At 38.2% G+C, this 11,945-nt stretch carries 11 protein-coding genes; 2 read left to right on the forward strand and 9 right to left on the reverse strand.

Features of this window, described 5'->3' with window-relative positions; genetic code table 11:
* Positions 1-15 precede the first annotated feature (15 nt).
* From C0V77_RS12345 to C0V77_RS12370, 6 genes are all read right to left on the reverse strand, one after another.
* The gene (locus tag C0V77_RS12345) at positions 16-2,520 is read right to left on the reverse strand and encodes a TraG family conjugative transposon ATPase (protein ID WP_101726680.1); all 2,505 of its coding nucleotides are present in this window, start codon (positions 2,518-2,520) and stop codon (positions 16-18) included.
* Entirely contained in the window at positions 2,517-2,846 is a 330-nt protein-coding gene (locus C0V77_RS12350; RefSeq protein ID WP_002978492.1) for a DUF4133 domain-containing protein, read from the reverse strand. The genes C0V77_RS12345 and C0V77_RS12350 overlap by 4 nt, the downstream gene beginning before the upstream one ends.
* An 11-nt stretch (positions 2,847-2,857) precedes the next feature.
* Positions 2,858-3,163 carry a DUF4134 domain-containing protein gene (locus tag C0V77_RS12355; RefSeq protein WP_002979435.1) on the reverse strand — a complete coding sequence of 102 codons (306 nt, stop codon included), beginning with the start codon at positions 3,161-3,163 and terminating at the stop codon, positions 2,858-2,860.
* Between the two features lie 199 nt (positions 3,164-3,362).
* A complete protein-coding gene (locus C0V77_RS12360; RefSeq protein WP_101726681.1) occupies positions 3,363-4,268 on the reverse strand; it encodes a hypothetical protein in 906 nt (301 codons plus the stop codon).
* Positions 4,256-6,547, reverse strand: coding sequence for a Piwi domain-containing protein (locus C0V77_RS12365; protein WP_101726682.1), 2,292 nt, complete (start codon positions 6,545-6,547; stop codon positions 4,256-4,258). The genes C0V77_RS12360 and C0V77_RS12365 overlap by 13 nt, the downstream gene beginning before the upstream one ends.
* A gap of 4 nt (positions 6,548-6,551) precedes the next feature.
* Positions 6,552-6,845 carry a helix-turn-helix domain-containing protein gene (locus tag C0V77_RS12370; protein ID WP_031504345.1) on the reverse strand — a complete coding sequence of 98 codons (294 nt, stop codon included), beginning with the start codon at positions 6,843-6,845 and terminating at the stop codon, positions 6,552-6,554.
* A 275-nt stretch (positions 6,846-7,120) separates the two neighbouring features.
* On the opposite strand from C0V77_RS12370, the gene C0V77_RS12375 reads away from it, so the two are divergent.
* Together C0V77_RS12375 and C0V77_RS12380 are read left to right on the forward strand one after the other, a co-directional pair.
* A complete protein-coding gene (locus C0V77_RS12375) occupies positions 7,121-7,441 on the forward strand; it encodes a helix-turn-helix transcriptional regulator (RefSeq protein ID WP_031504347.1) in 321 nt (106 codons plus the stop codon).
* A 4-nt stretch (positions 7,442-7,445) separates the two neighbouring features.
* On the forward strand, positions 7,446-10,019 hold the full coding sequence (locus C0V77_RS12380) for an N-6 DNA methylase (RefSeq protein ID WP_101726683.1): 2,574 nt from the start codon (positions 7,446-7,448) through the stop codon (positions 10,017-10,019).
* 49 nt (positions 10,020-10,068) lie between these two features.
* Here C0V77_RS12380 and C0V77_RS12385 read toward each other — a convergent pair whose 3' ends face one another.
* From C0V77_RS12385 to C0V77_RS12395, 3 genes are read right to left on the reverse strand one after another with little or no spacing between them, the layout of a single operon-like run.
* The gene (locus C0V77_RS12385; protein ID WP_101726684.1) at positions 10,069-10,704 is read right to left on the reverse strand and encodes a conjugal transfer protein TraD; all 636 of its coding nucleotides are present in this window, start codon (positions 10,702-10,704) and stop codon (positions 10,069-10,071) included.
* An 11-nt stretch (positions 10,705-10,715) separates the two neighbouring features.
* Positions 10,716-11,165, reverse strand: a complete 450-nt coding sequence (locus C0V77_RS12390) for a DUF3408 domain-containing protein (protein ID WP_101726685.1) — start codon at positions 11,163-11,165, stop codon at positions 10,716-10,718.
* A gap of 4 nt (positions 11,166-11,169) precedes the next feature.
* Positions 11,170-11,937, reverse strand: coding sequence for a ParA family protein (locus C0V77_RS12395; protein WP_101726686.1), 768 nt, complete (start codon positions 11,935-11,937; stop codon positions 11,170-11,172).
* Between the last annotated feature and the right edge of the window lie 8 nt (positions 11,938-11,945).

Genomic DNA, 11,945 nt, shown 5'->3' on the forward strand with positions numbered 1-11,945 from the left:
TTAAATTGTTAATGACTATTGAATTGAATTGTCCCGCCTTTGCATTGCGATATGCTTAATGGCGAGTTCTACATTACCGTCCAGTTCGGAAGCAAGCTGCATCACTTCCATTTTTTCGGTTTCTTCGGTCGTGAAAGCGAGGTATTCCTCCAAACTAACTTCGGTGGCATAGACTGCCGAGTGCGTACCACCTAAGCCAATCCAAACCTCTTTGTAAAGTCGGCTTGCATCGTTGTTCATATTGATGGAAAGTACCTGCCCTTTTTCTTTGTCCGTTAATCCGAGCATCGCCTGTATGTCATCAAACTTGTTCATATACTTGCGTTGGTCAAGCAGGATTTTACAGTCGGAGTTGTTGATGATACTTTCTTTCACAATGGGCGACTGAATGATGTCGTCAACCTCCTGTGTTACGACAATCGCTTCCCCGAAGAATTTGCGGACGGTCTTAAACAAATACTTGATGTATTCCGCCATTCCCTCTTTCGCTATCGCTTTCCAAGCCTCTTCAATCAGGATGAGCTTACGAATACCTTTCAGTCGGCGCATCTTGTTGATGAACACCTCCATAATGATAATCGTGACTATGGGAAAGAGGATTTTGTGGTCTTTAATCGCATCAATCTCAAACACGATAAAGCGTTTGGATAAGAGATCTAACTGCTTGTTGGAGTTCAGCAGGTAATCGTATTCCCCGCCTTTGTAATAGGGTTCGAGTACGTTCAGGAAGTTGGCAATATCAAAGTCCTTTTCCCTGACCTGCTTTTCTTCCAGTACCTTGCGGTAGTCGACTTTTACATACTCATAGAAACCGTTGAATGACGGGTAAACATCTTCCGTTTTTATACGCTCGATATAACCGCTTACTGCATTGGAAAGGGCAACTTCTTCTGAACGGGTTGGCGGCTCATCGTCACGTTTCCACAAGGTCAATATCAGGGTTTTGATACTTTCCCGCTTCTCAATGTCGAATACGCCATCATCGGTATAGAAAGGGTTAAAGGCAATCGGGTTATCTTCGGTATAAGTGAAGTAAACACCGTCTTCGCCTTTGGTCTTTCCTTTGATGAGTTCGCATAAGCCCTGATAAGAGTTACCCGTATCTACGAGCAGGACGTGTGCGCCCTGTTCGTAATACTGCCGTACCATATGGTTAGTAAAGAATGATTTACCACTGCCGGAGGGACCAAGTATGAACTTGTTCCGGTTCGTGATGATACCACGCTTCATTGGCAGGTCGGAAATATCCAAATGGATTGGTTTTCCTGTAAGCCTGTCAGCCATCTTGATACCGAACGGCGAGGGCGAATTGTGGTAGTTGGTTTCTTCCGTGAAGAAGCACAGCGCAGGCTCAATGAACGTGTAAAAACTTTCCTCACTCGGAAAGTCGCCCGCATTGCCCGGCATCCCTGCCCAATACAAGGTAGCCACGTCCGTTGTGTTGTGGCGTGGCTTACACTCCATCAGTGCCAATGCACTACCGCAATCGTTCTTTAGCTGCTTCAGTTCCGCAGGGTCTTCCGACCACGCCATAATATTGAAGTGCGCACGGATAGAAGACAGCCCGAAGCTGTGGGCTTCGTTCAAATACTTTTCTATCCACTCTTTGTTGATTTGGTTGGCACGGCTGTACCTTGCCAGTGAGTGCATATTCCGTGCGGACTTCTCAAACTTTTGCAGGTTGTCTTCGCTGTTGTCGATAAACAAATACTGGTTGTAGATGTGGTTGCAGCTAAGTAACAATCCCACAGGTGCGGCGAATGACAGGCGGCAGTCGCTCCGGTCGGTAGATAGCTTTTCAAAACGGGTATCTGCCGATACCGTTCCTGGCAGGTCGTCCGTATCGGAAAGCGTGTGCAGGCTTAACCTTTTGTTGCCGATGCGCACTTCTTCTGTTCCGAGTGCGATGTCCTGCATCGGTGTTGCGGCTTGCCTCGATAACGTGAGGTACTGTTCCAGTAATCCCTGCGTATCTTCCGTGCCGATAATGTCCTCTTCGGTCAAACGCCGCAGGCTCACAAAACCGCTATCGTTCACGATACGCTCAAACTGTGCCACCGCTTCCATAAAGCGGTGTATCGTTTCCTTGTTCCTGATTTCCTTTGGTATCAGCGAACCTTTGCAAAGCGAACTGAAGTTGCTTTGCATCCGCATTCTTTCCTTAGTGGTTTTGGTAAGAAACAAGTAACAATAGTGGTTTAGGAACGGTCGCTCGTTGAAATGGCGTTGATAAGACTTTGATAAAAAGCTCTGGTCTTCCTGTGCCAAATCGGGCGCATAGCTTTCCTTAATGTACCAGTCCTGTTTGTGAATGACCGTAAAATCAGGCAGGGTTTTAATCGCCCTGTGCCAGGCGGAATGTATCGCTTCGTATTCCGCAGAAGCGACCGTGAACAGTTCCGGCAAACGCACTTCAAAGCAGGCGGTAATATCCGCATCTTTGGATAAGATGCAGTTGTTCTCTACTGCCAACAAAGGAAATTTGTTTTCCAGTGTGGTGGTCTTTGCTACATTTCTCATACGGCATTCTGTTTAGGTGTGAATTTTAAATAGCGGTGTACAGGCTTGCGGCAGATGATGTAGCGGGGATGTCTTTTGTTGGCTGCAATTTTCATCAGCCCGTGTTCGCCGTACTTCCTGTTCAGCGAAAAGGTCTGCCATACAATAAGCGAAGCTCCGCCTGCTCCGAGGAACAGGCAGATGTAAGAGTTTACGCCTGCCATATACAGTATCATCACGAGGATAAGCGTACCGAGCAGCCCGCCTGCGAAAATGAAGAGGTACTGTGCTTTCAGCCCTTTAAATTCCACCGTTCTACCGATGCCTTTGTTGATGTTGTAATTCATAAGGCAAAGGATTAAAGGAAGAATGAACGCAGGATAGTAGCGGCAACAATCAAGAAGATACACGCACCAAACCACGAAGCTGCGGTCTTGCTCGTGTCGGGGTCGCCGGAACTGAATTTGTTGTACACCTTAACGCCCCCGATTAACCCGACTACCGCACCGATGGCGTAGATTAATTGTGTTGCGGGGTCGAAATAACTTGTTACCATTTGCGTGGCTTCGTTGATACCCGCCGAGCCGTTTCCCTGTGCGAATGCACCAATTCCTGACAGCATCGCCACGGCTGCCAGCAAAACTTTTTTTCTCTGTTTTTCCATAATTGAAACACATTTATTTGTTACTATTTATCCCGCACCTTGCGAGCTTTCGGGACAAATGTCTTGTGGAAAAAGAGGCGTTGCCGTAAAGTGGCAGTCAGAGGAAGTGTTTGGCTGTGAGTGGCTTTAAAAGCAAAAGGGCATCAGTTAACTGATGCCCTTTCAGGTTATTACTTATTAATTTTAGAAAACAATCACATTATGAGTTGTTACCAATTTTTAGGTCGTTTAGCAATTCTTTGGGATATCCGAATAATTGCATAATTATCTTTTGAGATGTATTCCTAATTACAGGTATTACATTCCCCAAAAAACTCAGCCCTAATGCTCCGAAAATTGTAAATGCATAATTATACTTATCTATAAATTTTATAGCTTCTGGACTATAATTTGGAAGTTTAAGTATTGCGTAAACCAACAGTCCAAATAGCATTGCCTGAACTATCCAAGATATATACTTTATTCGCTTAATAAAATTTGTATTAAATTTCTTTAGGAGGTCAACATCTTTTTGGTCAGGAACTTTTTTCAGTAAGAATATCGTGTCGTAAGCTTTAAGTGAACATAGGATTTGAAAGTCACTTCTGTTCTCAAATAAATTTACGTTTCCTGTAATTCTTGTATATGTGAAACCTACAAAATCATTAGTCATTAAAGATTGACCATTTATGCTTAAAAACATAAAAACTATCTCCGGTAGATTACTTGTGCTATAATAATTTTCATTTAAAATATTTTCAAATGTTATTGTTATAGAGTTTCTATTCCTGATAGAAACAATATCTTTTATCCAAGTTTTATCTAAATTAAATTTTACAATACCTGTTATTAGGGAAAAGATTAGGAAATCATCATTAACAAATGGTGCTGGAGAACCTTTGCTCGGCTTACTCTTATTTTTCTTGTTATAGTAACTTTCAAAATTCAGTTTATTGTTTGATAAAATAGCATCTAATAAACCATAGAAGATTTCTTCGCTTTCATTAGAGTTTTGACCTGAAGCAGTAATGTAAACTTTTCCAGATAAGAAATCATTGAAAGCTGAAAGCTTGGCATTCTCACTTACTCTTGCCAAATAACCTATTCTTTCTTCTAAAGGAACCATTTCTTTCTTTTTAGACCATAGTTTAAGTTATCAGCATCCCAATTTGGAATATTTCTCATTTTCCCCAAAAGCTTTGAAATGAGATTAGAGTATTTCATTGTCGCAGGCTCTTCGCCAGGTAAAAAACTCCTCCAAGACAAGTATGTGAATGAAAAAATCTGTTGGGTAATATATCCTAAATCATAGAATAGCAAATCATTTAAATCACTACTATTATAATTTCCTTGTGGAGTTCTGATACTTATTAGGATAGGCTTACTCATACCTTGTTTGGCTGTTTTCAATTCACTTGCCCCAAACATTTGCACGATACAAGTTTTCTCATCAAGAAAAACATTACTACCTCTATTGGGTATATATTGTCCTTTCATAATGTTACTACCGTATTTTGCTATTCCAGATTGGTTTATATCAAATAGCATTGTTGGATGAACAGTACTTATAGTAACGAACGCAAACTTAATCTTGTATTGGGTAATATCACGAACCAACTGACTAATAACATCAAATTCAGTGTTTTTAATAGGCTTGAAAATATGAAAAATGAGCCTTACGGTATCTCCATCAGACCATCCTTGCTCGGTTGAAAGTCTTTGAATTGATTGTTTCAAACTTTTCAGCAATTCTTCAAAGTAATTCTCAAAAGCTACGTCCTTAACTTTATCCCCAAGTAGGTACTGACCGTCACTTGACATAAAAGTCGTGATACCAACAACTCGGTTTTGTTCAGCACCGGCATATTGATTTTTTCTCAACCAACTATGACCAATACCAATAATTATTTCTTTATCAACAGAGCGTTGAGAAGGAAGAACCCACGGAGTTCCCCCAAGTTTAGCGTAGATTTGAAGAGCAACCGAATTAAGAATATATTCGTTATGATTACCTATTATCTCTGATGTAACAAACTGTACAGGGATTTCTAATGATAAAAGCTTAGCCTTAATACGGTAATAAGGGTTTGCCAAATCTGCTTGACGTTTAAAGCTTGCAGGAATTTCTATAATTGCCAAATGCGGTTTGTTTTCATCATAACCACTGATAACATTTAGATATTCATCAATGCTATAAGCCTGTATTTCCCTTACATTAAGTATCACATCCTGTAAATCATATTTTTTCTGAAGTCCTTTTTGAAAATATCGAGATTGAGGCATCCCATCTTTCAAATTTGAGAGAAACTTTGTGAAATTGCCTCTATTATTTCTATTACAAATACAAAGCACATTAGGACTTTTAATGTCAAAAATTGAACTATCATAAGGTCCATAATTTGACAAGCCTAAGTCTGGATTAGAACTGTTTGTTTTAGTTGCTGCGGGGTCAAAAATAAAAGTGGGCGTTTTTAACTCAATACTATTTGATACCGACAAAGGTTGGCTGTCAACTGTAAAACAAAATCCATCTTTATTGTGAAATAAAATGGGGGCTGCATTTTCGCAAAATAAATGGTTTGATATTTTTAAAATTTCATCGTACAACGCTTTTGTATTGTAAATATCGGAACGTTTACTCTCAATGAGGTTCATTATTTCATCACTTTTCTGTTGTGAAATAGCAAATGATAAATAGTTACCTATGTTATATTTGGATTTCTTGATGAACAATTGGTTGAGAGGGTATTCCTTAATTCCTTCGTTAGTCTCAATTCTCGCCTTATCATCAACTATTTCAGCAATTACTCCTAATAGTTCTTCATTAGGGGCGAGAACTTCTGTTAAACCTGGAAGTATCTCCGCATACAGAACATCAACACCTATTAAGCTATAGCCTTCTGAATGCAGTTCTAAACAAGATTTGTTAAATACCCAATTACGTTTTATATTGATAAGAAAACCAAATTGTTTAATTCCATTTATCTCAGTTAGACGTAATTGAACCTCAATCAGTTTTTTATATGCGATACGCTTCCTAAGATTTTCCGGTAGTGCATTGTAAATAATATCATCTTTAGCTTGTGCAGAAAAAAAACGGAATGGATAAAAATCCACCGGAATATAGTTCGGAAATCTTTCTTTGAATGTCCTGAAAAAAAGATGTTTAATCAACGAAGCGGTAACCTGACTATCATCAAATATTCTCTTAGGTATAATTTCTCCTGTCAGGCTTGTATCTTCTCCTTCTTTGTTTGATATATAGATATAGTCACCATTCCTAAAAAAAGAATGAGTAGCATTATATAATGCTCTTAGCTCCTTAAGCCGTTCTTCTGAATAAGGTTCTGTCTTAATCTGGTATTCTTCAAACTCAAACTTAATTGGAAAGTAGTTTAGTTGCATATCATTACTTCTTTTGTATTCGTTTTTCTGACTTTTTAAGTGCCTTGTATGCCAACGGTTCTTCTTCCAAAATTTCCATAATCTTGTCCGAAAGCCAAATAACTAAAAGTTCATCCACCTCTACATCTAAGACTTCTGCTAATTTGGCAACTTGCTCTCGGTTAGCTTTTCTTTCACCTCTTTCAATTTTACTAATAAGAGCCGTGTCTATTTCTAAAATAGCAGCAACTTGTCTTAGCAGCAGCCCTTTCTTTTCTCTTAGTTTCCTAACCCTTTTTCCGAAGTTTTGGAGTTCCATTTCAATGACTTGTCACTTTATGTCAAATTTAATGAAAAAATATTAACTTACGGATTTGTGTAAGTCGGTAGCAATAAAAAGAAAAAGTAAAAATTAACTATCAATTTGCCCTTTAAGTTATGTCTGTTGAAAGTAAGAATAGGGGTAAGTTTTCATACAAAATTTCCGGCACTAATCAAAACCTAATTGTTCAAAGCTCAAGAAAACTTGTAGAACTGAAAAAGACTGCTTAACTTGCGAAAAAAAGGCCAAGCCTAAAAAGTGCAGATAAAAAAATGGCAAGTTTCGGACAGTTTATAAAAGTAGAAAGAGAAAAGCACGGTTGGACACAAACCGAATTTGGAGCCAAAGTTGGCATCAATGCTTTTGCTATTAGTAAAATTGAGAATGGTACACAAAAATTTAATAAGGCAAAATTAAAAGAACTGGCAAACCTTTTTGATATAGACGCACAAAAAGTAGTAGACCTTTTTTATGCGGATAAATTCGCAACTGAAGCATATAAAAGCCATTGTTCCGATAATGTTTTTATAGTTGCAGAGGATAATGTAAAATATTTGAAAAGCATAAACGCCAAACAAGGCAGTATATTTTAGCCCAATGAGTGAAGAATTATTACAAAGAGATTTACTGAAGAATTGCCAGAAAATCGGGAAATGGGATTTTTATAACATTGGGGCAACTTCTATTAAAGCCTTAAAAGAATATAGCATTATACGCAACGTTGATTACGGCAATGTCGAAAAGAAAAAAGTTGACGGAATTATTGTATTGCGTAAAAACGTAATTGCGATTATAGAATATAAAAAACCCTCTGAATTTAATACAAAGACAAAGCAAGATAAAGCAATTAAACAGGAAATTGAAGTCGCTAAGAAGTTAGACTGCAAATTAATCATTGCAACCGACACTAAAGAAACGGTATGGGTTAATGCTCTGACAGGGGAAAGAATTAACGACGAACAGAGTAACGAGTTAAAAGTCAATTTTAACCCGAAAGATGAAAAAATCATAACATTGATTGAAAAAATTAATTATTCAATCAATGAACTGAATAATAATATAAAGCCTAAACAACTTGTAAATCCTACTGATTTAGCAAAACAAATTTGGCAGGATATATGGTCTGTTAGTGGGGCAACACCTGAAAACTGTTTATACACATTCGTAGAATTATTTATATTTAAATATCTAAGTGATTTAGATGTATTGCAGGGGATTTACAGTTTCAATACATTAATAAACAGTTTTGAAACAAATAATGCTGATGAAATTCTTGAAAATTATGCAAGTGTAATACGTCCCAAAATTAAAGACCTCTTTCCCGAAAATCCTGCTGATAAAACAACAATTATTAACGGAACTATCTTTGTAAGCAAAGACCAAAAAGCGGTTAAAGGTTATAGTACAGTATTTAAAAAGGTGCTTCTCAAATTCCGTGATTATGGTAAATTAGAACATATTGATTACGATTTCAAGAGCCAACTATTTGAGAGTTTTCTGAAAGAAAGCATTAGTAAGAAAAACTGGGGGCAATTTTTTACACCGCTGAAAGTAGTACGTGCTATTGTTGAAATGGCGAAAGATGATATCAAAGATGGTGTAAGCATTTGCGACCCTGCTTGCGGAGTTGGGAAGTTCCTCTTAGAACCTATCGTTACCAGGTTAGATTACTTATACGACATCAGTAAAAAAGGAATAAAACCAAAAATTACCATTCACGGTTTTGATAAGGGTTTTGACAAAGACGAACAAAAGACCATAATATTGGCAAAAGCCAATATGCTGATTTACTTTTCCGATTTAATAAAAGAAAACACAGGACTTACAAAGGAATTTGCAAAACTTTTCAATGAAAGTTTTACGCTTAAAACAAATTCCATTTTGGGAACACTTTCTGACGCTGTTGAAGAAGAATATGACTTAATTCTCACGAACCCCCCTTATGTAACAAGCGGAAGTAGTAATCTAAAAGAGGAAATCAAAAAGGACGGTGAACTTGTAAATTATTACAAAGTAAATGCTTTAGGTGTTGAGGGACTTTTTATGGAATGGATTGTAAGAGCATTGAAGCCAAATGGTAAAGCATTTATTGTCGTGCCGGATGGAATATTTAATCGCCAAAACGATAAAAATTTAAGAAAATTCATAATTGACGAATGCTATATTGATGGAATAATATCACTGCCAGAAAAAACATTCTTTACCACACCCAAAAAGACTTATTTACTTTGTATTACTAAAAAGTCAAATAGAAAAATTGTCCAAACAGAGCCAGTTTTCACTTATTTAGTGAGTGAAATTGGTGAAAGCCGTGATGTGTACAGGTTTAATATTGAACAAGATGATTTGTCCGAAGCAGTAGCCTTATACTCTTTTTTTAAAGGTAATAAAGTAGGATTTCAGAAAATAAATTCAGATAAACGCTGCAAGATTTTTGATATTTCAAAATTTACTCCTGATAATCATTGGTCAATTGATAGATGGTGGTCTAAGGAAGAAATGATTGAACTTGGAATAATTGAAGAAAACGAAACAGTTACACTCGAAAACTTGAGTGAGATGATTACCGATTTTTCTTCGACATTAACCGAGTACTCGAATTTATTTAGTTCAGTTGCCGGAAAAGAAAAACTATCAAGCGTTTTCAAAGAAATAAATCTTTCCGATGAACAGTATTTTGAACTTGCAATTGGCAAAAGGGTAGTAAAAAGAGATTTGATTAAAATAACTGGAACTATACCAATTTATAGCGCGAATGTAAAAGTTCCAGTGGGCTTTCATACTCAAAGTAATATAACAGATTTTAACAACAACTTTGTTTTATGGGGAATTGATGGAGATTTCGAATTTAATGCTATCCCCAAAAACACTCCATTTGTTTCAACGGACCATTGCGGAACAATTAGAATTTTATGTGATGAAATCCTGCCTGAATATCTAATGATACAATTAGAAAATGTAAAACATAAATATGGATTTGATAGAGGTTTACGTGCTTCCATTAAGAATATGAAAAATGTAATAATCAAAATTCCATTTAACGAAGATGATACTATAAATGTTGCCAAACAGAAAGAGGTAATTGAAAAGTATGAGTATATAAAAGAGTTAAGAAGCAAAATACAGTCTTACAAAGAGCAATTGTTTGAAATAAATGTAGATTTCGAATAACCCAGAAATTTTTAATAATTTAAATATGATTTAAAAAACATTGGGGAGCTTAAACAAACTCCCCAATGTCAAAATCACCCAAATCACTTTTCCGCAAGGTGGAAGAACCGTCGTCGCTTTCAGATGAAAGTGTGCTATCCAAAAGCTCGGCAATTTTTCGGGAAGCACCCTCAATGGAATTTTCCAGTAGGCTGAATAATTCGGTTCCCTGTAATTTCTGAACTATGGCTACCGCTGTTTCCTTTTGAGCCTGTTCCAAATTCTCTTTTTGGAGCAATGCCCCTACGGAGCTTAGTTCGTCGTAGGTAACCCCTTGGGCAAAACCGTTATCGCCACCGGATATTCCGTACCTGTTCCATTCTTCTTCCTCTTCTTCCAAATCAGGCATATTGCTGAAAACTTCGTCCAGTTCTTCCTGCGGAATTTGAATGCTGACGTTTTCGTTTTCGTCGTATTCAATGTCTAAATTATCAGGGTTTATCTCCGTTTCCGTTATTTGGCTTTCATTGGCAGTGTTTGGCACTGAAAGGCTTCTTACTGGCTTGGGCTGCCCCATAATATCGGGCAGCTTCGGGTTGACTTTTTCCTGTTTGGGCTTTTGCTCCGACCTTTTATGAATGACAATCTTATCCTGCAAAAGCAGGGCAATGACTATCAGCAGGCAAATCACAATTACTATTTCCATAATCAGGTGCTTTAAAAAATGGGTTTAAACTTTTCGTTGAAATCATCGGTAATGGCTTTTTCAAACAGTTCAAAATGATGTTCCAGTATGTTGTCAAGATAGGCATACAAGGGTATGGCATCTTTACCGATTACCTGTACAATACGGGATAGCCGTTCGTGGTATTCCTGCCGGATATAAATGCTTTTATCGCCCCGCTTCGTCATCGAGTGGGTTTTCAAAAAGTGTTCGCCATAGCTTCCGTCAAGGTTTTTCTTGGTACGGTTCCGTTCCCGTTGTGCGGGTTTGCTTTGTGATAATTCTTCCTGCTGCACCTCGTCTTTTACCGCTTCCTTTACCTGCTCTTCGGCAGGTTCAGGCGGTAACTGCAAACCATCCTTTTTTACACCGTCCACCATCAGGTTCATCATCATTTCCTCGTTAATGTCCGGCGTGACTTTTTTCTTATTGTCTTTTTCCATAGCACTACAATTGAATGATGTTTAAAAATTCGCTGATGAACAGGTCTAACTGGCAGGCTTTCATCAAACGCTCATCGGGAGGCATTACCGTAGAACGGAAAACCGTTTTGCTGTCCGCTTCGCTTTCCTTGCGAAAACGGGTGCTGTTCTTGATTTGGCTTTGCATCAGGCTTAACCCCAGTTGTTCAATAAGCTGATTGTACACCTCATATAAGGGTGTGCTTTCCCTGCCATCCACCTGGTTCCAAAACAGGTTAATGCTTTGTATGGAAGTTTCGCCCTTTTTCATAATCACGTCCTGTAAAAGCTGCGTGAAGATGAGCGTACTTTCCATTACCACACGGTCTGCCGTGATGGGCGTAAATATGTGGTGCATTCCCGCCAATGCTTTCAGTATGCCGGGCGTGTTCACGGTTCCGGGCAGGTCGAAGAACAGCACATCAGGCGGAACGGGAGAAGTGTTTACAAATTCGTGCGCCGCATCGAGTACGCTATCCGCTTTGTGCTGCATAATGGGATAGGCTTTTTTGTTGATGGTGGTAAACTGCTTATACGCCAGTTTTTTCAAAGTCTCATTTTCCATTACCATTGCCAAATCACGGGTTTTCATTTTCATCAGACTGTGCTGCGGAAAATCCGCATCAAATACGGCTACATTGTAGCCTAACCGATAGTGCATCGTACTGGCGACAAGCGTGGTAAATGTGCTTTTGCCAACACCACCTTTTTGAGAAGAAAAGGCGACAAACAGAGGTTTCTTTTTTGTGTCCATATTTTTAA

It is taken from the genome of Emticicia sp. TH156 (assembly GCF_002855535.1).
Lineage (GTDB): Bacteria > Bacteroidota > Bacteroidia > Cytophagales > Spirosomataceae > Emticicia > Emticicia fluvialis.